Genomic DNA, 24778 nt, shown 5'->3' on the forward strand with positions numbered 1-24778 from the left:
ATTGATTAGGTTATGGCAATAAAATCACTTTCTCGCCGCGACCCTGATTCACCTCGGCATAGCGCTCCAGCCCTTCGGCCAACGGCGATTCGAGTAGTCCCTGCGGCAACGGCAACAAGTCTTGATCGAAAAACTTGCCGAACTGATCAAGCATCGCCGCACAGGCCTGAACCCCGTACAGCAACGAGTTGATCCCCACCACCGAACCACCCTTGCGATACAACGCCAGGGCCGGCAGCTGCACCAGGCCGTCCACCGGCGCGGCGATGATCGCGATGCGCCCGAACGCCGCCAATGCCGCAACCGACGCGGGCAGCCAGAAGCCAGTGGTATCGAAAATCACATCGGCACCGCCGGCGTACACGGCATTCACCTGCGCGCCGAGGTCCTCGGGTTTATCCAGTTGCAGCGTTTGATACCCCTGCGCTTGCAACTCGATGACCTGCTCCGGCCGCCGCGCCGCCGCCAATACCTGAGCGCCACGTACCTTGGCCAACGCCAACGCGGCACTGCCGACCGCCCCACCGCCGATCACCAGCAATCGGGTGTCGGCCGTCACCAGGCTGCGTTCCAGTGCGTCCCACGCCGTGGTGTAAGGCACACCGAGACTGGCGGCCTGGGCGAAGTCCAGGTGAGTGGGTTTGCGCGCCACGCCATTGGCCGGCAATTTTACGAATTGCGCATGGGAGCCGTCGGCGAAAAAGCCCAGCTCGCGGCCGGTGCCCCAGACTTCCTCACCGATCAGCGCCTGCGGGCCTTCGACGACGACACCGGCAAAATCACGCCCCGGAATTCGCGGCAACGTGGTGTAGGGAAAACGCCCCAATACGTTCTTCACGTCGCTGGGATTGAGGCCGGCAGCCTTGATCTGCACCAGGACTTCATCGGCGCCGGGAACGGGCGTGGGAACCTCGACGAAGCGCAGGGCCGAGAGGTCGCCGGTTTTGTCGAATTGCAGTGCTTTCATGGGAGTGTCCATCGAATGAGTGAAAAGGCGCGTCACAAATGACTCAGGAGATCCAGCCAGCCACCAGCTGCCGGCCCATCGGCCACAACTGTTCGCCGGCCAGCATGCCGAGCAGACCGACCAGCGCGATGGCTGGTGGTGCGGGGGAACGAAAATCCAGAGCGCCGTAAAGCAGGCCGACGCCCAGGCCGATGACGATTGAGATGAGGTAGTTCATGGCAGACTCCGCGTGTCACTGAGGTATGCGATGAGTCTAGGGAGACACGCCGGCGGGCATCGGCCAAGTGCTTCTGAATTTCGGTCAAAGCACTATCGCCGGTCGCCAGGCAAACCTGTAGGAGCTGGCTTGCCATCGAAGGCGGTGTGTCAATCAATAAGGTGTTGTCTGGAAGGACGCTTTCGCTGGCAAGCCAGCTCCTACAGGGGTTCGTTGTGGCTTGAGTATTGCGAGGGTGCGACGCCCAGTTCGCGTCGGAACATGTCGCTGAAACTGCTCGGCGAATACCCCAGTTCCCGGGCAATCGCACTGACCGCCACGCCCTGGATCAACTCCGCCACCGCCGTCGCCAATTGCACTTGCCGCCGCCACTCGGCGAAGCCCATGCCCAAACCGTCCTTGAACAGCCGCGCCAGGGTGCGCACGCTGGCACCGGCGTTTTCGGCATGTTGTTCGAAAGGAATGTCCAGGGATGGCGCGGCCATGACCGCCTGGCAGACATTCATCAGGCGCCGGTCGGAATCGTCCGGCAAGGGGATTTTCAGTTGCGAGCGCTTGGCCCGCTGCAGTTCCAGCAGCGCCAGGCCGACCAGCGCTTCGTAATACTCGGGAGCGCCATCGTCGCCCTGCTCCACCAGCCCGACGATCAGCTCGCGCAACAGACCACCGACTTCGATCACTTGCACCGTGTCGTCCAGGGTTGCCGCCAGCGACGGCCGCAGGTAGATGTTGCGCATCTGCAGGTCCGAAACCACGCGTATCCCGTGGGGCACGCCCGGTGGCAGCCACACCGCTCGCTGCGGCGGCACCACCAGCGCTTCTTGGGGCGTCTCGACCCACATCACCCCACTCATCGCGTACAACAACTGCCCCCAGACATGCTCATGCGGCTCGATGTACAACCCGCGCGGATAGGTCCGCGCCAGCGGTTGCACCGGCACGTCGGTATCACTCAAGTCTGGCGGGGCAGCAAGGGCCATGGGCAGTGTTCATTGGGCTTTTCGGAGATTGCATGGTAACGAGCCGCAGGCCTTGTCGCCACTGGCGGCAACCGTCTGACAATCCAACTGAATTTTCCGTAATCCCAACGATCCCTGTATTACCACAGGGAGGAATACGGGCTATATGAACAACGCAAAACTTTTCGTCATTGAATACACCCTTCATGGCGCCCCCAAGTCTTTCATTATCCGCCTGGACAAAATGGACAATGCGGAGGCTTGGCATTGGGCAAGCTGCGACGCCGGCGTGGGAAGAATCCCGCGTTTTGGCCGTGAAAAGGTGCAGAAGACCAGCAAGCCGATGGCAGAGAAATTCGGGGTCGAGAATGTGACCTGGCGACCGGCGAACTGACTATCAAGGAGGATTGGAGAAGTGAAACTGAAAGTGGAGCCCGAGCGGCTCCACTTGACCTGGATAAGTTACTTGGCGTGGGCGCACTTGCAGCCCTTGCTGGCACATTCTTCGCCATGTTCGTGGTGCTTGGCGCAGGCTTCACAGCAATAGTGCTTGCCGTGGCGCGCAATCGGATGTTCGCCCAGTTTGCAGGAGCATTTGGGGCAGTCGCAGATACCTTCACTGTCGATCATGAGTCTGACTCCAGGGTTGTGGTCGTCGCGTGCGCCTGATGCGCACTTCATTACCAGTGTAGGAGCGTCAGCGTTTACTCGCCCGGGTGTTGCTGCGATACATGAACAGCAAGGCTAATGCGAGACACACCATCGCCAATATCCGGCTACTGGACAGTTCGATCGACGGATTGCCCAGCCAGCCGAAGTTGTCGATCAGCATGCCCATTCCCAGTTGCCCGACAATCACGGCCACCGTCGCCACCGCCGTGCCGACTCGCGGCACCGCACCGACCATCACCATCATGTACACCACCCCGAACAATGCGCCGCTGAGTTGCCATTTCGGCACGTCCAGCAGGCTCACGGCATGGGCCGGTTCGAAGAACAGGATCAGCAACCCAGTGGTCACCGCGCCCACTACGAAGGTCAACAAACTGCTGCGCAACACGCCGACCGTTTCGCCCAGCCGGCCATTGATCGCCGCCTGAACACTCAACACCGCACCGGCCGCCACGACCACCGCCAACAAAATAATCAGATTCATCATCAACCCCGAGCAATCAGAACAAGTGCCGCGACAATCAGCAGCAAGGCCAGCCAACGTTCACCGTTGACCTTTTTGCGGGTGGCGCCGAACCAGCCGAAGTGGTCAATCAGCACGCTTTTCCCGACCTGTCCGGAGAGGATCGCGATCATGGTCATGGCGATCCCGATATGCGGCGTGGCCAACGTCAGCACCACCACATACATCGGCCCGAGAAAGCCACCGATCAATTGCCAGCGTGGCAGCTCGCCAAAGGCCGGCCCCTGTTGCGGGCCACTGAGCAGCAACAGGAAAAACAGAATCGCCGAGCCAACGCCGAAAATGCTCAAGGTCGCCCACAAGTGACCGACCTGAACCCCGAGCGGCCCGAGCAAACCGGCCTCCACGGAAAGGCCCATGCCGGCCAGGATCACCAGGGGCAGCAGCAAGAGCCGCCACCCGGACCTGGTGCCAGGCGCCGCAATCACGCCAGCGTTGTCGAGAGATGAAGACTGCATAAGAAAACTCCGTTCGAAGAAACATGGCGCGCATTATCGACTGGCGATCCTTTGCGATAAATGGGAGTATCCTGACAACACTTTTGCGCAACTCGCACAGCAGGATTGAACATGCACGGCCTCAGCGAACTGGGATTCAAGGCGCTTCGGCTGTTTGTCGCCGTGCTCGATCACGGCAGTTTTTCCGAAGTCGCCCGCCGCGAAAATGTGGCGCCTTCTTCGATTTCCCGGCAGATCCAATTGATGGAGCAGGCCCTGAGCCTGCAATTGCTCTACCGGCATACCCGCGCCGTCACCCCCACCGAGGCCGGGCGCATGCTCGGTGACCACGCCCGGTTGGTGTTGGTGCAACTGGAAGAAGCCGAACAGGCCTTGCAGGAACAGCAAAGCGAGCCCAACGGGCTGGTACGGATCAATGCACCGGTGGTGTTTGGCCAGCGGCACCTGACGCCGTGGCTGGGGCAGCTCTGCGAGCGCTATCCGAAACTGCAACTGGATATCCAGCAAACCGACAGCTACGTCGCGCCGTTGCAGGAAGGGGCGGACCTGCTGTTTCGCATCGGCCCGCTACAGGATTCGAGCATGCAGGCACGCATCCTGGCACCCCAGCGCTTTCAGGTGGCGGCAAGCCCGGCTTACCTGAAACGTCACGGCACGCCGCAACACCCTGACGATCTCAAGGCCCATCAATGCCTGGCCTACAAAGGCGTGACCGGTCTACAGCGCTGGTTTTTCCGCAAGGGTCAGCGGGACTGGACGCCCTACTCGGTGAAGGGCCCGATCACCGGCAACCACGCCGAGACCCTGACCCAGGCGGCCGAGCAGGGCTTGGGATTGGTGATGTTTCCGTCGTGGCTGATTGGTGAAGCGGTGCGCAACGGCACGCTGGTGCCGGTGCTGGGGGAGTATCAGGTGTCCAACAGCCTCGAACCGCAACAGATCGCCGTGCTATGGCCCGGCAGCCGACGGTTGTCGGTGAAGGTCAGGACGGTGATCGATTTCTTTGTCGAATGCTTTGGCGAAGTGCCGTATTGGGACAGGCCTTTCAATTAACGACAGCTCATCCCCTGTGGGAGCGGGCTTGCCCGCGATGAGGCCGGCCTATCCAACATTGATGTCGGCTGACACTCCGCCATCGCGGGCAAGCCCGCTCCCACAGGTTTAGTGGCGTTAAATGCGGAACTGTCCGACCAGTTTACCGAGGCGGTGGCCGAGGTCGGCGAGGCTGCGGGAGGTCTGGGCGCCGAGCTGGGTTTCGTCGGCGACGTTGTCCACCGCGACGGCAATCTGGTGCACGCTGCGGTTGATCTCTTCGGCCACGGCAGTCTGCTCTTCGGCGGCGCTGGCGATCTGCGCGTTCATCGAGTTGATGGTGGCGATCAGCTGAGCCATGGTGTCCAGCGACGCGCCGGCCTGGTTGGCCTGCGCGGAGGTACCGTCGCCGGCCTCGCTGGAACGGCGCATCGCTTCCACCGCCGATTGGGTGCCGGCCTGCAAACGGTCGATCATGCCCTGGATTTCCTGCGTGCTGATTTGCGTGCGACTGGCCAGCGCCCGGACTTCGTCCGCCACCACCGCAAAACCACGGCCGGCCTCACCGGCGCGCGCCGCTTCGATGGCGGCGTTGAGCGCCAGGAGGTTGGTCTGCTCGGCAATCGAGCGGATCACCCCAAGCACGCTGACAATCGACGACACGTCTTTTTGCAAGCTGTCGAGGGACACGCCGCTGCTGCGAATGTCATCCACCAAGGCATGAATCTTGACGATGCTGCCGGCCACCACACGCTTGGCGGCCTGGCCTTCTTCGTCGGTTTGCTGGGCAGCCACCGCCGCGTTTTGCGCGCTTTTGGCCACTTCCTGAGCCGCCGCCGACATCTCGTTGATCGCCGTGGCCACCTGATCGGTTTCGTGACGCTGACGCTCCATGGCCTGATCCGAGCGCTGGGCCTGGTCGGAAACCTGATTCACCAGTCCGGTCAGTTGCGAGGTCATTTCGGTGATCTGGCGCACCAGGCCGTGGATCTTGTCGACGAAACGGTTGAACGAGCCGGCCAGTTCGCCCAGTTCATCCTGGCTGGTGATGGTAAGGCGCCGGGTCAGGTCGCCCTCGCCCGCAGCGATGTCGTCGAGGTTGGCTTTCATCAGGTTCAGTGGGCGCAGGATGGCGTTGGCCAGCAGCAACCCGACGGCGGCAATCACCAGCAGCACCAGCGCGGCGACGCCGATGATGCTCAGCACCACGCCTTCCATCCGCTCGGTAATCTTGGCCTGGACCAGCGCCACCTGGGCTTCGATGCCATCGAGGTTGACCGAGGTGCCGACCGCCATGTCCCACTTCGGCAGGTACTCGGTGTAGCCGAGCTTGGGCACCAGCACTTGGGTGTTGCCCGGCAATGGCGAGCTGTATTCCAGGTAATGGGTGCCGTCCTTCGCGACTTTCACCAGGTCGCGATTGACGTAGACCCCGTTCGGATCGCGGTTGTCCTTGAAGCTCTGGCCCACGCCTTCGGGGCTGTTGGCCTTGAACAGGCGCACGGTGTTGGAGTCGTAGCCGAAGAAGTAGCCGTCCTTGCCGTAGGTGATGCTCGAAAGCAACTTGATCACCTGGGCCCGCGCCGCTTCATCGCCGGGGGCGGCAGCGTCATAAAGTGGTTTGATCGCGGTCATGGCCACGGCGACGTAGCTTTGCAGGGTTGCCTTGGCATCGCTGAGCAGGCGCTGGCGGGTTTCCTCGACTTCCTTGTGGGCCTGTTCTTGCAGAATGAACAACGTGGTCAGGCTGATGACCAGCGCAAAGAGCAACACCGGGAGGACCGCAAGGGACAGGACTTTAGCCTTCAGGCTCATGCGCATGACGTTCACTCTTTTGATGTTGTTGGCGTGGTTAAAGGCTTTAACGGCACGCCGGATCAAAAGTTGAATAACGGTCACCCCCAATCAAATTGTGGGAGCGGGTTACAGAACCATCGCGGCCACCCAGCCGAATGCCAGCAGCGGCAGGTTGTAGTGCAGGAAGGTCGGGACCACGGTGTCCCAGATGTGGTGATGCTGGCCGTCGATGTTCAGGCCGGAGGTCGGGCCGAGGGTCGAGTCCGAGGCGGGCGAACCGGCGTCCCCCAGGGCGCCAGCGGTGCCGACGATGCAAACGATCGCCAACGGACTGAAGCCCAGTTGCACGCACAGCGGCACGAAAATCGCCGCCAGGATCGGCACCGTGGAGAACGACGAACCGATGCCCATGGTCACCAACAACCCGACCAACAACATCAGCAACGCGCCGATGCCTTTGCTGTGACCGATCCACGAGGCCGATGCTTCGACCAGCGTTTGCACTTCGCCAGTGGCTTTCATCACCTCGGCAAACCCGGACGCGGCGATCATGATGAAGCCGATCATCGCCATCATTTTCATGCCTTCGGTGAACAGGTCATCGGTGTCGCGCCATTTCACCACGCCCGACACCGAGAAAATCAGGAACCCGGCCAGCGCACCGATGATCATCGAATCCAGCAGCAGCTGAATGATGAATGCCGCTGCGATGGCCAGTCCGGCCACCATCAGGCTCAGCGGGTTGTATTGCACCGCCACCTGTTCGACTTGCTCGATCTTTTCCAGGTCGTAGACGCGTTTCTTGCGGTAGCTGATAAACGCCGCCGCCAGCCCGACGACCATGCCCAACGCCGGGATGCCCATGGCATGGGTGACGTTGATGCCACTGATGTCCACGCCGCTGCGGGCGACATTGGCCAGCAGGATTTCATTGAGGAAGATGTTGCCGAAGCCCACTGGCAGGAACATGTACGGCGTGATCAGACCGAAGGTCATGACGCAGGCAATCAAGCGACGGTCGAGTTGCAGCTTGGTCAGCACATAGAGCAGCGGCGGCACCAACAACGGAATAAAGGCGATATGTATCGGCAGAATATTCTGCGAAGCGATGGCCACCACCCAGAGCAAACCGATCAGCAGCCACTTGACCTGACGACCACCGCTGGCGTGCTGACGGTCGACCATCAGCAGGGCCTTGTCAGCCAAGGCATGGGCCAGGCCGGACTTGGCAATCGCCACCGCGAAAGCGCCGAGCAAAGCGTAGGACAACGCCACCGTCGCGCCGCCACCGAGCCCGCTGTTGAAGGCTTTTAATGTCGCGTCGATGCCCAGGCCACCGGTCAAGCCACCGACCAGCGCGCCGACGATCAGCGCGATCACCACATGCACGCGGGACAGGCTGAGGATCAGCATGACGCCGACCGCGGCAATTACTGCATTAATCATCACTACCTCAACACAAACGGAAAGAGTCCGGCCGGCAGTCTGCGAAGAGCCGCCAGCGGATTAAAGAGAGGGTTTTATTAGAGGGCGCGCACTGTGAAGGAAGCAGCGCCAAGCTGCAAGCCTGAAGCTGCAAGCGCTTATTTTTTCACTTGCAGCTTGTCGCTCAAGAAAGCTGCTTTGGGGCCGTTACAGTGCGGAGTCTCAGATATTTATCGAATAAAGGACGCCTCCATGTCGCTCAGACAACTTTCCATTCAATGGAAGATCACCCTGCTGGCCGGGCTTTGCCTGGCGGGTATCGTGACCCTGCTGGTGGGTCTTTCGCTGTATCGCATGGAGCACAGCTCCGCGCTGGTGAAAGCCTCGAGCATGGAGATGCTCACCGAAGCCGCCCAGGCGCGGATCGAATCCCAGGGTGAAAACCAGGCGCTGGGGATTCGCCAGGAGTTCATGGACGCCTACCAATATGGCCACGGTTTTTCGCGTCAGGTGCTGTTCCTGCGTGATCAGGCCGAGAAGCGCTTTCTCGATGCCTTCGACCTGCGCGAAGACCTGACGCGCCAGGTCAAGTCGGCCCTGCAAGCCAACCCGGACCTGCTCGGCCTGTCCCTGGTGTTCGAAGCCAATGCGCTGGACGGCAAGGACGAGCTGTTCGCCGGTCAAAGCGAAGTCGGCAGCAACGAAAAGGGCCGCTTTGCCTTGTACTGGTCGCAACCGACCGCAGGCCAGCTGACTTCCATGCCACTGCCTGAAAGCGACATGGCCGACACCCGCACCGGCCCCAGCGGCGAACCGGCCAACGCCTGGTTCACCTGCCCGCGCACCACGCTCAAACCGTGCGTGATCGAGCCCTATTTCTACGTGATCGACGGCCAGAAGGTGCTGATGACCAGCATCGTTTTCCCGCTGATGGTCAACGGCAAAGTCATCGCTTCGCTGTCGGTGGACATCAACCTCAACAGCCTGCAAGCGGTCAGCCAGGGCGCGAGCAAAAAGCTCTATGACGGCCAGACCAGCGTCAGCATCATCAGCCCGGTCGGCTTGCTCGCCGGCTACAGCCCGGACGCCAGCAAACTCAGCCAGCGCCTGGACGCCGTGGACACCACCAATGGCGCCGAGTTGATCCGCAGGCTGGCCAACAGCAGCAAAACCGAAAGCCTGCACAGCAATCAGCAATTGAAAGTGCTGGCGCCGTTCCAGCCTATTCCCGGTGGCAAGTCGTGGGGCGTGTTGCTCGACGTGCCGGAGAAAGTCCTGGTCGGCCCTGCCGAAACGTTGAAAAAACAACTCGATGAAAGCAACCGGGCCGGCACCCTGATCGAACTCGGCCTGGGCGTGCTGGCGGCGTTGATTGGCTTGATGCTGGTGTGGCTGATGGCGCGCAGCGTGACCAAGCCGATCCTCGGCGTAGCGCACATGCTGGAAGACATCGCCAGCGGCGAAGGCGACCTGACCCGTCGCCTGGCCTACGACAAGCAGGATGAACTGGGCCAATTGGCCGGATGGTTCAACCGCTTCCTCGACAAGCTGCAACCGATCATCGCCGAGGTCAAACGCTCGGTGCAGGACGCGCGCAGCACGGCGGACCAATCCTCGGCCATCGCCACCCAGACCAGCGCGGGCATGGAACAGCAATACCGTCAGGTGGATCAGGTCGCCACCGCGTCCCACGAAATGAGCGCCACCGCCCAGGACGTAGCCCGCAGCGCCGCACAAGCGGCACAGGCCGCGCGGGATGCGGATCAGGCCACTCGTCAGGGCCTGACCGTGATCGACCGCACCACCAACAGCATCGGCAACCTTGCCGCTGACATGAGTGCGGCGATGGTGCAAGTCGAAGGCCTGGCGGCCAACAGCGAGAAGATCGGCTCGGTGCTGGAAGTGATTCGCGCCATCGCCGAACAGACCAACCTGCTGGCACTGAACGCAGCGATCGAAGCGGCCCGCGCCGGTGAAGCCGGTCGTGGTTTTGCGGTTGTGGCTGATGAGGTGCGCAACCTGGCGCGGCGGACTCAAGAATCTGTCGAAGAAACCCGCCTGGTGATCGAGCAGTTGCAGAGCGGTACTCAGGAGGTGGTGGGTTCGATGAACAACAGCCACCGTCAGGCGCAGGGCAGCGTCGAACAGGTGGGTCAGGCGGTGACGGCGCTGCGCCAGATTGGCGAGGCGGTGACCGTGATCAGCGACATGAACCTGCAGATCGCCAGCGCGGCGGAAGAACAAAGCGCGGTGGCCGAGGAGATCAACAACAATGTCGCGACGATTCGTGATGTGACTGAATCGTTGTCGGGGCAGGCTAACGAGTCGGCACGGGTGAGTCAGTCGCTCAATAGCCTGGCGAATCAGCAGCAGCGCTTGATGGATCAGTTCCGCGTCTGAGTGCCCACTGCAGATCCAATGTGGGAGCGGGCTTGCTCGCGAAAGCGGTGTGTCATTCGACATCTCTGTTGCCTGACACACCGCTTTCGCGAGCAAGCCCGCTCCCTCAGGTTACTCAGCGTTTGGGTAATTCGATGACCACCTTCAGCCCGCCCCACTCGCTCTCTTCCAACCTCAACACCCCGCCCCAGGTGTCAACGATGTCGCGCACGATGCCCAATCCCAGCCCATGCCCGTCAGTCTGCTCATCCAGCCGGGTCCCGCGACTGAATACCTGCTCACGCTGATCCAGGGGAATCCCCGGCCCATCGTCTTCCACGCTCAACTGAAAACCTTCCGCCGTCTCGACCACACTCAAGCGAATCTCGGCATCCGCCCATTTGCAGGCGTTGTCCAGCAGGTTGCCGAGTAGTTCCAGCAAATCCTCGCGGTCCCACGGCAATTGCAATCCGGGCGGTGCAACATAGCTGAGTTCAAGATGCTCGCCATGAATCATGTTCAACGTGGCCAGTAACCCCGGCAATTCAGCATCGCAATCAAACAACGCCCCCGGCAGCGCATCGCCGGACAACCGCGCGCGATTGAGTTCGCGATTGAGCCGTTGCTGCACCTGCTCAAGTTGCGCCTGAATCACTTTACGAAGCTCCGGCTGAGCATCGAGTTTTTCGCTTGAAGCCAGGCTCAACAACACCGCCAGCGGGGTTTTCAAGGCATGGCCGAGGTTGCCCAAGGCATTGCGCGAACGCTTGAGGCTGTCTTCGGTGTGGGCCAGCAAATGGTTGATCTGCGCCACCAGCGGCTCCAGCTCTACCGGCACCTGATCGTCGAGTTGCGAGCGCTGGCCCTGCTGCAACTGGGCAATCTGTTCGCGGGCCTTTTCCAGTGGCCGCAAGGCGCGGCGCACGGTGATCCGTTGCAGCAACAGAATCAACAACAGCCCCGCCAACCCCAAGCCCAAACCGATCTGTTGCATGCGCAAAAAGCTTTCGCGCACCGGGGTGTAATCCTGGGCCACGCTGATCGAAATCGACTGGCCCAAGCGGCGATAGTCCGAGCGCAACACCAGCAACTGCTGACCTTCCGGGCCCAACTGCAGGTTGCTGTGCAGCCCGGGGTGATCGAGTGGCGGCATTTCCTGATCCCACAGCGAACGGGAACGCCAATGGCTGTCGGCAAAATCGATACGGAAGTAGTGCCCGGAAAACGGTCGTTGATAGGCCGGTGACAGATGCCGCTCATCCAGCTGCAAGCCTTGTGGCCCGCGCACCAGCGCCACCAGCAGGCTTTCGCTGTCGTTGCGCAGCCCGGCTTCGAGGTAACGCTGCAAGCCCATTTCAAACAACCACAAACTGGTTTGCGCCAACACCAGGCCGACGATCACCATCACGCTGATCAGCCCCAGGCTCAAGCGGCGCTGGATCGACCTCACTGGGCTTGCCCGCCGAACAGGTAACCCTGGCCGCGACGGGTTTCGATCACGCTACGGCCGAGCTTGCGCCGCAGGTGGTTGACGTGGACTTCCAGCACATTGGAATCGCGCTCGGTTTCACCGTCGTAGAGGTGTTCGGCGAGGTGGCTTTTGGAGAGGATCTGTTCGGGGTGCAGCATGAAATAACGCAGCAGGCGGAACTCCGCGGCGGTGAGCTGGATGTCGGCGCCGTCGCGGGTCACGCATTGCCGACCTTCATCAAGGTGCAGGCCGGCAGCCTTGAGCGTCGGCTGATTGGCCTGGCCGTGGGAGCGGCGCAACAGTGCCTGGACCCGCAAGTGCAGCTCTTCCGGGTGAAAGGGCTTGGTCAGGTAATCATCGGCGCCGGCCTTGAGGCCTTCGATGCGTTCGGCCCAGGAACCGCGCGCGGTGAGGATCAGCACCGGCGTGGCCAGGCCGCCAGCCCTCCATTGCGTCAGCACCTCAAGCCCCGGCAACCCCGGCAAACCGAGGTCAAGGATAATCAGGTCATAGGGTTCGCTGCTGCCCTGGTAGACCGCGTCGCGACCGTCGGCCAGCCAATCCACGGCATAGCCTTGACGGTTCAAACCGGCCATCAGTTCGTCGGCCAGGGGCACGTGGTCTTCCACCAGGAGCAAACGCATCGGTCAATCTTCCTTGTCTTTCAGTAGTCGGCCAGTGGCGGCTTCGATGTCCAGTTCGCGGACCACGCCTTCGGTGGTCAGCAGCTCGACTTCATAAATGTAGACGTCATGTTTTTCTTCGAGCTCGGCTTCCAGCAGTTTGGAGCCGGGATAGCGGTCCAGCGCCTGTTGCAACAGTTGCTCCAGCGGCAGGATCACGCCCTGCTGTCGCAGGCGCAGGGCTTCGTCCTGATCGAGGTCGCGGGCCATGACGACCGAGCAGAACGCCAGCAGCACCAGCGCCATGCGTGAAACTGAAAACACCTTCATTACGTATCCTGATGATCCTTGAGAACCTGCCCGCTCACAGCGTCTAATTCCAGATCCCACTCAATGCCTTGTGGGTCGCGCAGTTCAACCTGATAGATGTACTTGCCGTACTCTTCTTCCAGCTCGGTTTCGGTGATCTTGGCACCGGGGTGTTTGGCCAGGGCAGTGGCGTTGAGCTTCTCGAACGACACAATGGTACCAGCGTCGCGCAGCCGCAGGGCTTCGTCGGGGCCCAGGTCACGAGCGTGGGCGAGGCTGGCAGTCATGCCGATGAGGGCGGCGGTGAACAGGGCAGTCAAAGTTTTCATGGGTGTCTCCGTATTTTTATGTGTTGCCTACGGGAGCCACCTTAGCGAGCTGAACTTAACTGAAGCTGAATTGCCATCATTGGAGCAACTGCACGCAATCCCCTGTAGGCGCCAGGCTTGCCGGCGAAGGCGATTTCAAGGACGCCTTCGCCGGCAAGCCTGGCGCCTACAGGGGAATTGCGCACATGGCTATAATCCCCCGCTTGCCAGACATCGAGACCGGTATGACCGCTATCCACATCAAGTTCCCTTCCCTGACCCTCAAGGCCGGCCCGCGTGCGTTTGCGCGCATCCGTGCCAACGGCTTGAGCGCCGCCGAGGTGGGCACGCTACCCGGTGCCGCCGGTGGTCCCAAGGCGTTGGGGATTCAAGGTCTGGACCTGGCGTTGTTCGGCGAATGGCTACCGGCCGCGCCACGGGAGCGTTCATTGATCGGTGCATCGGTAGGTTCCTGGCGCTTCGCCAGCGCGTGCCTGCCGGACGCCGCCGAGGGCATCCGCCGCCTCGGCCATCTGTACACCGAGCAGAACTTTGCCAAAGGCGTGACCATGGCGCAGCTCAGCCAGAGCTCGCAACGCATGCTCGATGAGCTGCTCGACGGCCGCGATGCCTCGATCCTGAGCAACGCCGATTACCGACTGAACATCATGGTGGTCAAAAGCCACGGCCTGCTGGCGGACGATCATCGCGGTCGATTGGGTCTGGGCTTGTCATCGGTGATCGCCGACAACCTGCGCGGCCGCGCTCGGCTATCGCGGCATTTCGAGCGGTTGATCATTCACGACCCACGCCTCGCACCGCCGGTCCATGCTCTGAACGACTTCCCGTCGCGCTTCGTTGCGCTGGACGTCGGCAACCTGCGCCAAGCCTTGCTGGCATCGGGCTCGATCCCGATGGTGATGGAAGGCGTGCGTGATCTGCCGGGTGCCGGCGCCGGCACGTTCCGCGATGGTGGCCTGCTGGACTATCACCTCGACCTGCCCTACAGCGGCAACGACATCGTGCTCTATCCGCACTTCACCGACCGGGTGATTCCCGGCTGGTTCGACAAGACCTTGCCGTGGCGTCGCGCCTGTACGACGCGTTTGCAGGATGTTCTGCTGCTGGCGCCGTCCAAGGACTACCTGGCGCGCCTGCCCTACGGCAAACTGCCGGACCGTAACGACTTTAAGCGCTTCATGGGCGATGCGCCGAGCCGGCAGAAGTACTGGCGCACCACCATGGATGAAAGCCGTCGCCTCGGTGACGAGTTTCTCGAACTGGCCGCTAATGGTCGCCTGGGCGAGCGCTTACTGACCCTTTAGTCAGTGTTTTCCCGCATCACCAAACGCAAACTGTTAAACTCGCCGCCTGCCCACATCGCCGCGGCGATCGCCACCTGACAGAGCTGAAACCACTGTGGAAATCTTCAAAGAATTTACCTTCGAATCCGCCCACCGCCTGCCCCACGTGCCGGACGGCCACAAGTGCGGTCGCCTGCACGGTCACTCGTTCAAAGTGGCGATTCACCTGAGCGGTGATCTGGATCCGCACACTGGCTGGATCCGCGACTTCTCGGAAATCAAGGCGATCTTCAAGCCGCTCTACGAGCGCCTGGACCACAACTACCTGAACGACATTCCCGGTCTGGAAAACCCGACCAGTGAAGTGCTGGCCAAATTCATCTGGAAGGAATTGAAGCCCCTGTTGCCGGAACTCAGCGCGATCCGCATCCACGAGACCTGCACCAGCGGTTGCATCTATCACGGCGAATAATCAGATCTAAAGGTCAACGCACATTCAATGTGGGAGCGAGCCTACTCGCGATGGAGTGTCAGGCGACACACAGTTGCTGACACACCCTCGCGAGCAAGCTCGCTCCTACAGGGAGAATGCGTTTCGTCAGTGATACAGAAAACAGCCTTCTATGGCTGTTTTTTTATGCCTATGCTTTTTGGCTCCCACACGCCAAGAGGACACACCCATGACTGACTGGCCGCTGGCTCAAACCTATCGCTTCAACGGGCACTCCGTTCGCTACGCCGTCCGTGGTGACGGCCCACCCCTGCTGTTCGTGCATGGCACGCCCTTCTCTTCTTATGTGTGGCACCGGATTGCGCCGCACTTCATCACCACACACCGCGTGCATTACTTCGACCTCCTGGGTTACGGCCAGTCCGAGCAACGCGACAGCGACGTGTCCCTGGGCGTGCAGAACGAGTTGATGGCGCAACTGCTTGAGCATTGGGGCCTGGATCGTCCGGACGTGGTGGCCCACGATTTCGGCGGCGCCACCGCGCTGCGCACCCATCTGTTGAACGGCAAGGATTTCCGCAGCCTGACGCTGATCGACCCGGTGGCGCTGACGCCCTGGGGTTCGCCGTTCGTGCAGCATGTGCGCCGGCACGAGGCGGCGTTCAGCGGGCTGCCGGATTACATTCAGCGAGCGATTGTGCCGACCTACATTCGGGGGGCGATCAAACGGGAAATCCCCGACGACGAACTCGCTCCTTATGTGCAGCCATGGCTGGGTGATCCGGGGCAAGCGGCGTTTTATCGGCAGATCGCGCAGATGGATGAACGCTATACCCTCGAGGCTGAAAAGTTGTTCCCGACAATACGCTGCCCGGTGCAGATTCTTTGGGGCGAGGATGATCAGTGGATTCCCATCGAACGGGGCCGCGCGCTGCATCAGATGATTCCGGGGTCGCAGTTTCACCCAATCGCCAATGCCGGGCATTTGGTTCAGGAAGATGCACCGGAAGCCATCATCGCGGCACTGCTGCGCTTTCTCCCCCTCCAAAAATCCTCCTGAACAAACACGGCCCCCTGTGGGAGCGAGCCTGCTCGCGATAGCGGTGGATCAGCAGACATGTGCATTGACTGACACACCGCCTTCGCGAGCAAGCCCGCTCCCACATTGGGTCCGTGTTTCGTCAGTTGCACCGCTTTTGTGCCATCCCCCTCGCTCGGCTATAAGTAATGACACCCCCTCACGCTTGGCATGCCCTGTGCAAAACCCCGCTCATCTCTCATCCAGCAAGGAACGCCACATGACGCAGAACGATCCGGGCAACGATTACCCCCTCAGCGAAGTGCCGATGCATGCGCGCAAGGGCCTGGCCTCGACGGCCATGGTGCTGCTGGGTTTCACCTTTTTTACCGCGACCATGTTTGCCGGCGGCAAGCTCGGGGTGGCGTTCAGTTTTGGCGAGATGATGGCGGTGATCATCATCGGCAATCTGCTGCTGGGGATCTACGCTGCGGGGCTTGGCTACATCGCCTTCAAAAGCGGCCTCAATTCGGTGCTGATGGGGCGGTTCTGCTTCGGTGAAATCGGCAGCAAACTCAGCGACCTGATCCTCGGTTTCACCCAGATCGGCTGGTACGCCTGGGGCACCGCCACGGCCGCCGTGGTGTTGGGCAAGTATTTCGAATTGAGCGAGGGCAGCGTGCTCGGCCTGATGGTGCTGTTCGGCCTGGTGTTCTGCGCCACCGCGTATGTCGGCTATCGCGGGTTGGAGATTCTGTCGTACATCGCAGTGCCGGCCATGATGTTGTTGCTGATGCTGTCGATGTGGGTGGCCACGGTGAAGGTCGGCGGACTCGATGGATTACTTGCGGTGGTCCCGACGGGAACCCTGGACTGGTCGACCGCGATCACCCTGGTGTTCGGCACCTTCGTCAGCGGCGCCACCCAGGCGACCAACTGGACGCGCTTTTCCCGCTCGGCCCGGGTCGCGGTGCTGGCCAGCCTGATCGGTTTTTTCATCGGCAATGGCCTGATGGTGTTGATCGGCGCCTACGGGGCCATCGTTTATCAGCAACCGGACGTGGTCGAAGTGCTGCTGTTGCAAGGTTTCGCCATGGCGGCGATGGCGATGCTGCTGCTGAACATCTGGAGCACCCAGGACAACACCATCTACAACTTCGCGGTCGCCGGTTGCAACTTGCTGCGCACGGGCCGACGCAAGACCGTGACCCTGGCCGGCGCAGTGATCGGGACGCTGCTGGCGTTGCTGGGCATGTACGACTTGCTGGTGCCGTACCTGATTCTGCTGGGTACGGTGATTCCGCCGATCGGTGGCGTGATCATGGCGGACTTTTTTTTCCGCTATCGTGGTCAATATCCACGTCTGGCCGACGCCCGATTGCCGGCATTCAACGGGTCGGGTTTGAGCGCTTACGCGGTCGGTACAGTGGCCGCTTTCAGTTCGCCGTGGGTCGCGCCGCTGGTAGGGATTGCCGCCGCCGCGTTAACGTATGTGTTACTGACTGGCCTATCGGGTGCCCGCACCGCCAACGCCCCCTTACAAGATCTATAAAAGGATTCACCTGATGCACATCATCAACGCCCGCCTGCGCAACCAAGAAGGCCTGCATGAGTTGCACCTGGAAAACGGCCTGATCAGCAGCATCGCCCGGCAGACCGAAGCGCCGACCCTGGGCCCCGACGATCTGGATGCCGCCGGCAATCTGGTGGTGCCGCCATTCGTCGAGCCGCACATTCACCTCGACGCCACGCTCACCGCTGGCGAACCGCGCTGGAACATGAGCGGCACGCTGTTCGAAGGCATTGAATGCTGGGGCGAGCGCAAGGCGACCATCACCCTCGAAGACACCAAGACCCGTGCCAGGAAAACCATCCAGACCCTCGCCGCCCATGGCATCCAGCATGTGCGCACCCACGTCGATGTCACCGACCCGACATTGGCGGCCCTCAAGGCGATGCTCGAACTGCGCGAGGAAAGCCGTCATCTGGTCGATATGCAAATCGTCGCGTTCCCCCAGGAAGGCATCGAGTCGTACCGCAACGGTCGCGAGCTGATGGAAGAAGCGATTCGCATGGGCGCCGATGTCGTCGGCGGGATTCCGCATTTCGAGTACACCCGCGATCAGGGCGTGAGTTCGGTGAAGTTCCTGATGGACCTGGCCGAACGCACCGGCTGCCTGGTGGACGTGCATTGCGATGAAACCGACGACCCGCACTCACGCTTTCTTGAAGTGCTGGCCGAAGAGGCGCGCAGCCGCGACATGGGTTCGCGGGTCACGGCCAGCCACACCACGGCCATGGGCTCTTACGACAACGCCTACTGCGCCAAACTGTTTCGCTTGCTCGGGCACTCGGGGATCAGTTTTGTTTCCTGCCCCACCGAAAGCATTCACCTGCAAGGGCGCTTCGACAATTTCCCGAAACGCCGGGGCGTGACCCGCGTCAACGAACTGCTCGAAGCGGGGATGAACGTGTGTTTCGGCCAGGACTCGATCGTCGACCCGTGGTATCCGCTGGGCAACGGCAACATCCTGCGGGTGCTTGAAGCCGGCCTGCACATCTGCCACATGCTCGGTTATCGCAACCTGCAAAGTGCGCTGGACCTGGTCACCGACAACAGCGCCAAGGCCATGGCCCTGGGTGATCGGTATGGACTGGAGCGCGGGCGGCCGGCGAATTTGCTGATTTTGTCGGCGGACAGCGATTATGAGGTGATTCGCAGCCAGGGCTTGCCGTTGTATTCGGTTCGTGGGGGCAAGGTGTTGATGAAAAGGACGATGCCGGTGGTGGAGTTTTTCGGCGATCAGGTCTGAAAGTTGCGATTGACTCGACTGGCGCCATCGCGAGCAGGCTCGCTCCCACATGGGTTTTGTGTCGTTCGCAAAACCCTGTGGGAGCGAGCCTGCTCGCGATGGCGATCTAACAATCACCGCATCAATCGCGCCGTACCAAACAGGCTGACCCGACTCAACTCACCGCCCGATTCTTCCAGCAGAATCGGCGCCGTACCGCCGGGCATGACGACGTTCACTTCGCCCGCCGACACCCATCCCACCCGCCAAGCCGCGCACGCCACTGCGCTGGCGCTGGTGCCCGACGACGCTGTCGGCCCTTCGCCACGCTCGAACACCCGCGCCGTCACTCGGCCCGCGGACTCAAGCAACGCCCATTGCAGGTTGATCCCCGCCGGGCAGGGTCGCCCTGCCCCGGTCGGCATGGCATAAGCGATGCGCGTCAGCCCTTCGGCCAATTCCGCTTGGCGCATCTGCTCATTACTCGGCAAGGCACCCGCGTTATCCACAAGCGTTACGCAATGCGGATTACCTACCCGCACGAACTGACTGTGCGCCCAAGCGCCATCCAGCAACGCCAACGGTTGCACGTGGCTGAGTTCGCGACCGTTGAACGCCACGCTTTCAACCCCTTCAGCACTGACCGCACCCGGTCCGAAGGCAGGCTTGCCCAAGTCCAGCCAGAACCCCTGCACGCCTTCGACCTGCGCCGGTTTCACCGATGTCTCGCCCGGTGAACCAACATCGGCCTTGTCGTGGTGGACCCTGAGCAGGCACGCCTCGCCCTTCGGCCAGAGCCCAAGGTCACTGAGCGCCTGGGAGAAAATCGTCAGGCCATTGCCGCTGCGCTCGGCCAGGGTGCCGTCGGTGTTCACGATCAACAGATCAAATGGAGGCGACGCCTGGAACGGCCCCACCAGCAAACCATCGCTGCAATGGTCCTTGCTGCCTGGTGGTTGTGTGCCGGGGGCCCAGCCACAGCACGCCTCGATGGCCGCCAACGCCCAGGCTTCACGGGTTTGCGCGGCGTGACGGGCCTGATCGGGCAAGTCGATGCCGTCGCGGCGCAAGTCTTCAGGCGCCACAACCAGGTAGATATTGCCTCGTGCATCGTACATCCGCGCCATGGCGCCCTCCCTGATTAGATCATTGGTCGGGCTCAACATATCGCGAAACGCCGTCAGGCTGTGCAAGGATGTCACCCTGCCTCACCGCAAACTCGCCCGGACGCTGATCGAACCCACACCGGTCAATCACTGTCCCTTGGGGACGCGACGTTTTTTGCCAAGGATTGATATGACCAACCTCAACACCCAAACCTCATTCGTTCCCGGGCGCCTGGAACAGATGTCCACGCGCATCGCCTTTTTTATTGCCGGTTTCGGGATTGCCGCGTGGGCGCCGCTGGTGCCGTACGCCAAGGCGCGGGCCGGGCTGGATGAAGGAACGCTCGGTGTGTTGCTGTTGTGCCTGGGGGTCGGCTCGATCCTGGCGATGCCGATGGCCGGGATTTTGTCCACGCGCTATGGCTGTCGCCGGGTAGCGACCGCCGGCACGCTGCTGATCTGCCTGGCCCTGCCGTTGCTGGCAACGGTGTCTTCGGTTCCGGCGCTGATCGTGGCGCTATTCCTGTTTGGCGCCGGCCTTGGCACAGTGGATTCGACGGTGAACCTGCAAGCGGTGATCGTCGAGCGGGCCAGCGGCAAAACCATGATGTCGGGTTTCCACGGGATGTTCAGCCTTGGCGGCATCGTCGGTGCTGCCGGTGTCAGCGCCTTGCTCGGCTTGGAGGTCTCACCGCTGGGGGCGATGCTGGTGGTGAACGCGGTCCTGCTGATCGCGCTATTTAAAGCGGCGCCGCACCTGCTGCCGTATGGCAGCGAACGTTCGGGCCCGGCGTTTGCCGTTCCCCACGGCATTGTGCTGTTCATCGGCGGGATGTGTTTCATCGTGTTCCTGGCCGAAGGCGCGGCGCTCGACTGGAGCGCGGTGTTCCTGACACAGGAGCGCGGAATCGCCACGGCGTATGCGGGGCTGGGTTATGCGGCGTTCGCGCTGACCATGACGGTCGGGCGGTTGACCGGTGATTCAATCGTGCGGCGATTAGGCGCTACCAAGGTGATTGTGTTCGGCGGGCTGACGGCGGCGGCCGGTCTGTTTCTGGCGACATTCGCACCGAGCTGGGAAGCGGCGCTGGTGGGTTATGCATTGCTCGGGGCTGGCTGTTCGAACATCGTTCCGGTGCTGTACACCGCGGTAGGCAAGCAGACCGTCATGCCGCAAAGCATCGCCGTGCCGGCTATCACCACCCTGGGTTATGCGGGAATTCTGGCGGGGCCTGCGGTGATCGGCTTTATCGCTCACGCCAGCAGCTTGAGTTTTGCCTTCGCGTTGATGGCGGTGTTGCTGGTGGCGGTGGCCATTGGCGGGAAAGTGTTGAAAGTCTAAAAGCATCGCGAGCAGGCTCGCTCCCACAGGGGATATTCAGCGAACACAAAATTTGCGTTCACTGAAGATTCCTGTGGGAGCGAGCCTGCTCGCGATGGGGTCGACTTGGTCTATCAGAACCCGACGCTGGCCTGCACAAAGAACGTGCGCGGTGCGCCGACGTACATGCCCGAGTTGTTGTCGCTGGAGCGGGTGAAGTACTGCTTGTCGAAGACGTTCTTGATCCCCGCCCCGACTTTCAGGTTCGACACCTGCGGACCGAAGTCATAGCCGCCACGCACGTTCCAGGTCACGTAGCCCGGAATGTCGCCGTACTGGCCATCCGCGGTGCCTTCGGTGATGTAGTTGTTGGTGAAGCTACCATCGGCGTTCACCGCCACACCCGGCGAGCGCTGTTTGGACTGGGCGAACGCATCGATGTTGTAGGTCCAGCGGTTGATGTCATAACGCAGTCCGGCAGTCGCGACCTGGCGCGAGTAGAACGGCAGGTCGCGGCCCTTGAAGCCCGGAATCTCGCCTTCATAGACAGCGCGGGTGTAGGTGAAACCGGCGTTGGCGGTCAGGCCGTCAAGGCGTGGGTCCAGGGCTGCCATGTCGTAATGCACCGAGGCCTCGATGCCCCGGTGCGTGGTCGCGCCGAGGTTGGTCCAGCCCGCGTCGTTGCTGATGTATTGCAGTTCTTTATCGAAGTCGATGTAGAACAGCGTCACTTCGCCGCCCCACACATCATCGTTGTAGCGCGTGCCGACCTCGTAGGTCTTGGCCTTTTCCGGCTCCAGGCCATTGGCGGTATCGTCACCCGTACCCCCCTGGCCGAGCTGGAAATACTGCAGGCTGCCAAACGAAGTCTCGTAGTTGGCGAACAGTTTCCAGGCATCGGAGATGTGATACATCACGCTCAGGGCCGGCAGCGGCTCATTGCTTTCAATGCTGCGGTTCTTTTCCGGCACCGGCTTGCCAGCGGTGTCGAGCACCGGGCGGTCGTGCCAGTCGGTGCTGATGTGTTCGAAACGGATGCCGGGCGTGACGGTCCAGTTGCCGACGTCGATCTTGTTGTCGACGTAGACCGAGTTGGCCTCAGTGCCGCCGGTGCGGTCCTGATAGACGTGCCCGTCGGAACCCGGACGCACCACCGGTTCGTTGCTGCTGTTCAGCGCCAGGCGGCTGGCCGATTCGTGCATGCCTTCCTTGAGGTAGCGATAACCCACGCTGACTTCCTGGGTCGTCGGGCCGACATCGAACACATGGGACACGCGCGGCTCGATGCCGAAGGTGTAGTAGGTACGCGGGAACGAGCCGAGGGTCTTCTGATCGCGGGCGGCGATGTTGCTGCCGCGGAAGCTGTCGGAATAGTAGGTCAGCACTTCGGCCTGGGTGCGGTCGTCGATCTGCCGGGCCCACTTGAACGACACGTCCTTGCGGCGACCGCTGAAGTTGTCGTTGTTGCGGTCGGACTGGAACGGGTCTTCGTCGTACTGCGCCTGGGTCAGGCCGCCGGGCATGTCGGCGCTGGCGTCGTAGTAGTGAAAATTGAGGCTGAAATCGTCGACATCGGTGGGCGCCCAGTGGGTCTTGAGGATCACGTCGTCGATGTCGTTGCCGTTGTTGCGTTCACGGTAACCGTTGCCGTTCACGCCGGAGTACAACAGCGCCACGCCGATGCCGTTGTCTGCGGTGCCGCCGACAAATGCCGTGTCGATGTGCTTCCAGCCGCCGTGCTGGGAGGTTTCCAGGGTCGAGCCGATTTCAGCGGAAGCTTTTTCCGGGATCGCACGGGTCACGAAGTTGATCACGCCGCCGACGTTCTGTGGCCCATAACGCACGGAGCCGGCGCCACGAACCACGTCGATGCTGTCGAGGTTGCCGGAAGAAATCGGCGCCATCGACAGTTGCGGCTGGCCGTATGGGGCGAAGGCTGCCGGCACGCCGTCAATCAATACGGTGGAGCGTGGCGACAGACGCGACGTCAGGCCGCGCACGCCGACGTTCAAGGAAATATCGCTGCCGCCGGTACCGTTGGCGTCCTGCACTTGCACACCGGGCACGCGCTTAAGCACGTCGCCGACGTTCATCGCGCCCTGCTCGACCATCGCCTCGCGGCGGATCACGGTGCGCGCGCCAGGGTGGTTCTGCACCACGGCGGCATTGGCATCACCGAGCCAGTCGCCGACCACTTTGATGTCGGTCACGCCCAGCTCCAGCGGACCATTCGACGCGGAAGTCGGCGCGGGCATCAGGGTCACCGAACCTTGATCGATCTGGTATTGCAGACCGCTGCCTTGCAACAACTGACGCAGGGCTTCTTCCGGAGAGAGGTTGCCGTCCACCGCCGGGGCCTGTTTGCCGGCCACCAGTTCAGGGCTGAAAAAAACCTGCAGCGAGGTTTGCTGACCCAGCTGGCTCAAGGCCTGGCCCAACGGCTGGGCCTGGATATGAATAGCGTCGGCGGCGAATGCCTGGGGCAGTGCCGAGCTGACGGCCAAAGCCAAAGTGAGCCGCAACCAAGGGGATTTGTTGTTTTTAGCGGTGGATTTTTTCACGTCGAACGGAGTCCTGTGGATCGCAAGAGTGTGCGCCTGTTAATGCAAACCAGTTGCAGTTGGACAGGAAGACGATCAACTCGAAAAAAACCTGAATTTATTTTGAAATTATTTCCTGACTGCCATCGTCGAGGGTGCGCACGGCCACCGGCAGGATGCTCGGCAAGGCCTTGAGCAGTGCGTCGGTGTTGTCGGATTTGAACACGCTGGTCAGGCGCAGATTGCCCACTTTGTCGTTGCCGACCGTGAGTGGCTTTTCCCGGTAACGCGAGACTTCAGCAGCAACTTCGGCAAGGCTGGCGTTGTTGAACACCAGTTTGCCGCTGCGCCAGGCAGTCAGTTCTGCCGGATTGACCGCGTAGGCGGCGGCCACGTTGCCTTGGGCATCAATGTGCGAGCCGAGGCCGGCAGTCAGGCTGACGAAATCGCTGTCGGCGGCGTCAAGACGCTGGACCTTGACGGTGCCCTGCTCCACGGCGACCCGGGTCTGGGCGCTGTCGCGGCGCACATCGAAGCGGGTGCCGGTGACGGTGACCTTGCCGTTGCCCGCCTCGACCACGAAAGGTCGGCCAGTGTCGTGCTCGACGCTGAACATCGCCTCGCCTTCAGTCAGCTCGATGCCCCGCCGATTTTTGTCATATTGCACTTGCACCCGGCTGCGGCTGTTGAGGTCGATCACCGAGCCATCCGGCAACGCCACATGGCGGCGCTCGCCCAACGCGGTAGAGAATTCGGCGGTGTACGTCGACGAGTGATTCAAGCCGCTGAACAGCCCTAGCCCGAGCGCTACCGCCAACACACTGGCGGCCACCGCATAACGCACCATCGGGCGGCGCTTACTGCGGGCCGGCGGGGTTTCGCACAAGGCTTTCAGTCGCGCGGCAGGCACCAGGTCGGTTGCCGTCCATAAGCCCTGGAGCACTTGAAATTCATCACGATGCTGAGGGTGTTCGGCCAGCCAGGCTTCGAAGCGCCGATAGTCTTCGACATCCACCGCAGGTTCCTGCAGACGCACAAACCAGCGCGCTGCATTGTCACGAACCGTTGTTTGCCCGCACGCACAATCACGAGTATCCATCATGGAA

At 61.6% G+C, this 24778-nt stretch carries 24 protein-coding genes and 1 pseudogene; 10 read left to right on the top strand and 15 right to left on the bottom strand.

What is annotated here, in order from left to right:
- Positions 1–10: 10 nt before the first annotated feature.
- The 3 genes from ACA057_RS21695 to ACA057_RS21705 form a co-directional block, all read right to left on the bottom strand.
- Positions 11–967: a quinone oxidoreductase family protein gene (locus ACA057_RS21695; protein WP_497342191.1), complete on the bottom strand. Its 957-nt coding sequence runs from the start codon at positions 965–967 to the stop codon at positions 11–13.
- 43 nt (positions 968–1010) lie between these two features.
- Entirely contained in the window at positions 1011–1184 is a 174-nt protein-coding gene (locus tag ACA057_RS21700; protein WP_497342193.1) for a DUF1427 family protein, read from the bottom strand.
- Positions 1185–1384: 200 nt separating this feature from the next.
- Complete coding sequence (locus ACA057_RS21705; RefSeq protein ID WP_497342195.1) at positions 1385–2164, bottom strand: AraC family transcriptional regulator; 780 nt, start codon at positions 2162–2164, stop codon at positions 1385–1387.
- Between the two features lie 145 nt (positions 2165–2309).
- On the opposite strand from ACA057_RS21705, the gene ACA057_RS21710 reads away from it, so the two are divergent.
- Entirely contained in the window at positions 2310–2537 is a 228-nt protein-coding gene (locus tag ACA057_RS21710) for a DUF6555 family protein (RefSeq protein ID WP_059405408.1), read from the top strand.
- Between the two features lie 68 nt (positions 2538–2605).
- On the opposite strand, the gene ACA057_RS21715 is transcribed toward ACA057_RS21710, so the two are convergent.
- From ACA057_RS21715 to ACA057_RS21725, 3 genes are all read right to left on the bottom strand, one after another.
- Complete coding sequence (locus ACA057_RS21715; protein WP_497342197.1) at positions 2606–2773, bottom strand: metallothionein; 168 nt, start codon at positions 2771–2773, stop codon at positions 2606–2608.
- A gap of 67 nt (positions 2774–2840) precedes the next feature.
- Positions 2841–3299: a DMT family transporter gene (locus ACA057_RS21720; RefSeq protein ID WP_497342199.1), complete on the bottom strand. Its 459-nt coding sequence runs from the start codon at positions 3297–3299 to the stop codon at positions 2841–2843.
- A 2-nt stretch (positions 3300–3301) separates the two neighbouring features.
- Positions 3302–3796 (bottom strand): DMT family transporter, encoded by a 495-nt coding sequence (locus ACA057_RS21725; RefSeq protein WP_497342201.1) that lies wholly within the window; start codon positions 3794–3796, stop codon positions 3302–3304.
- Positions 3797–3907: 111 nt separating this feature from the next.
- On the opposite strand from ACA057_RS21725, the gene ACA057_RS21730 reads away from it, so the two are divergent.
- The gene (locus ACA057_RS21730) at positions 3908–4849 is read left to right on the top strand and encodes a LysR family transcriptional regulator (RefSeq protein WP_497342203.1); all 942 of its coding nucleotides are present in this window, start codon (positions 3908–3910) and stop codon (positions 4847–4849) included.
- 117 nt (positions 4850–4966) lie between these two features.
- Here ACA057_RS21730 and ctpM read toward each other — a convergent pair whose 3' ends face one another.
- The gene (gene ctpM / locus ACA057_RS21735; RefSeq protein WP_497342205.1) at positions 4967–6649 is read right to left on the bottom strand and encodes a methyl-accepting chemotaxis protein CtpM; all 1683 of its coding nucleotides are present in this window, start codon (positions 6647–6649) and stop codon (positions 4967–4969) included.
- Between the two features lie 102 nt (positions 6650–6751).
- Entirely contained in the window at positions 6752–8068 is a 1317-nt protein-coding gene (locus ACA057_RS21740) for a Na+/H+ antiporter family protein (protein WP_497349978.1), read from the bottom strand.
- Between the two features lie 1377 nt (positions 8069–9445).
- On the opposite strand from ACA057_RS21740, the pseudogene ACA057_RS21745 reads away from it, so the two are divergent.
- Positions 9446–9592: pseudogene (locus ACA057_RS21745) on the top strand (HAMP domain-containing protein); the annotation flags it as partial.
- A 102-nt stretch (positions 9593–9694) separates the two neighbouring features.
- Complete coding sequence (locus ACA057_RS21750) at positions 9695–10450, top strand: methyl-accepting chemotaxis protein (protein ID WP_497349980.1); 756 nt, start codon at positions 9695–9697, stop codon at positions 10448–10450.
- Between the two features lie 115 nt (positions 10451–10565).
- On the opposite strand, the gene ACA057_RS21755 is transcribed toward ACA057_RS21750, so the two are convergent.
- The 4 genes from ACA057_RS21755 to ACA057_RS21770 are packed head-to-tail and all read right to left on the bottom strand — an operon-like array spanning position 10566 to position 13161.
- On the bottom strand, positions 10566–11879 hold the full coding sequence (locus ACA057_RS21755; RefSeq protein WP_497342207.1) for a sensor histidine kinase: 1314 nt from the start codon (positions 11877–11879) through the stop codon (positions 10566–10568).
- Positions 11876–12544: a response regulator transcription factor gene (locus tag ACA057_RS21760; RefSeq protein WP_497342209.1), complete on the bottom strand. Its 669-nt coding sequence runs from the start codon at positions 12542–12544 to the stop codon at positions 11876–11878. Before ACA057_RS21760 ends, ACA057_RS21755 begins: the two co-directional genes overlap by 4 nt.
- 3 nt (positions 12545–12547) lie before the next feature.
- On the bottom strand, positions 12548–12853 hold the full coding sequence (locus ACA057_RS21765) for a PepSY domain-containing protein (protein WP_059405417.1): 306 nt from the start codon (positions 12851–12853) through the stop codon (positions 12548–12550).
- Complete coding sequence (locus ACA057_RS21770; RefSeq protein ID WP_497342211.1) at positions 12853–13161, bottom strand: PepSY domain-containing protein; 309 nt, start codon at positions 13159–13161, stop codon at positions 12853–12855. The genes ACA057_RS21765 and ACA057_RS21770 overlap by 1 nt, the downstream gene beginning before the upstream one ends.
- A gap of 224 nt (positions 13162–13385) precedes the next feature.
- Here ACA057_RS21770 and ACA057_RS21775 point away from each other — a divergent pair, with 224 nt between their 5' ends.
- From ACA057_RS21775 to codA, 5 genes are all read left to right on the top strand, one after another.
- On the top strand, positions 13386–14465 hold the full coding sequence (locus ACA057_RS21775) for a patatin-like phospholipase family protein (RefSeq protein WP_497349982.1): 1080 nt from the start codon (positions 13386–13388) through the stop codon (positions 14463–14465).
- 94 nt (positions 14466–14559) lie between these two features.
- Entirely contained in the window at positions 14560–14916 is a 357-nt protein-coding gene (queD, locus tag ACA057_RS21780) for a 6-carboxytetrahydropterin synthase QueD (protein WP_059405420.1), read from the top strand.
- Between the two features lie 208 nt (positions 14917–15124).
- Entirely contained in the window at positions 15125–15955 is an 831-nt protein-coding gene (locus ACA057_RS21785) for an alpha/beta fold hydrolase (protein ID WP_497342213.1), read from the top strand.
- A gap of 238 nt (positions 15956–16193) precedes the next feature.
- The gene (gene codB, locus ACA057_RS21790; protein WP_497342215.1) at positions 16194–17465 is read left to right on the top strand and encodes a cytosine permease; all 1272 of its coding nucleotides are present in this window, start codon (positions 16194–16196) and stop codon (positions 17463–17465) included.
- Positions 17466–17478: 13 nt separating this feature from the next.
- Positions 17479–18726 carry a cytosine deaminase gene (gene codA, locus ACA057_RS21795; protein ID WP_497342217.1) on the top strand — a complete coding sequence of 416 codons (1248 nt, stop codon included), beginning with the start codon at positions 17479–17481 and terminating at the stop codon, positions 18724–18726.
- Positions 18727–18839: 113 nt separating this feature from the next.
- On the opposite strand, the gene ACA057_RS21800 is transcribed toward codA, so the two are convergent.
- Positions 18840–19832: a diaminopimelate epimerase gene (locus ACA057_RS21800; RefSeq protein ID WP_497342219.1), complete on the bottom strand. Its 993-nt coding sequence runs from the start codon at positions 19830–19832 to the stop codon at positions 18840–18842.
- 169 nt (positions 19833–20001) lie between these two features.
- On the opposite strand from ACA057_RS21800, the gene ACA057_RS21805 reads away from it, so the two are divergent.
- Complete coding sequence (locus ACA057_RS21805; RefSeq protein WP_497342221.1) at positions 20002–21153, top strand: MFS transporter; 1152 nt, start codon at positions 20002–20004, stop codon at positions 21151–21153.
- A 113-nt stretch (positions 21154–21266) separates the two neighbouring features.
- Here the strand turns inward: ACA057_RS21805 and ACA057_RS21810 are convergent, their stop codons facing one another.
- Both ACA057_RS21810 and ACA057_RS21815 read right to left on the bottom strand, forming a co-directional pair.
- A complete protein-coding gene (locus tag ACA057_RS21810; RefSeq protein WP_497342223.1) occupies positions 21267–23693 on the bottom strand; it encodes a TonB-dependent siderophore receptor in 2427 nt (808 codons plus the stop codon).
- 97 nt (positions 23694–23790) lie between these two features.
- Positions 23791–24774, bottom strand: a complete 984-nt coding sequence (locus ACA057_RS21815; protein ID WP_497342225.1) for a FecR family protein — start codon at positions 24772–24774, stop codon at positions 23791–23793.
- Positions 24775–24778 lie beyond the last annotated feature (4 nt).

This window comes from Pseudomonas sp. LBUM1661, from assembly GCF_059695925.1.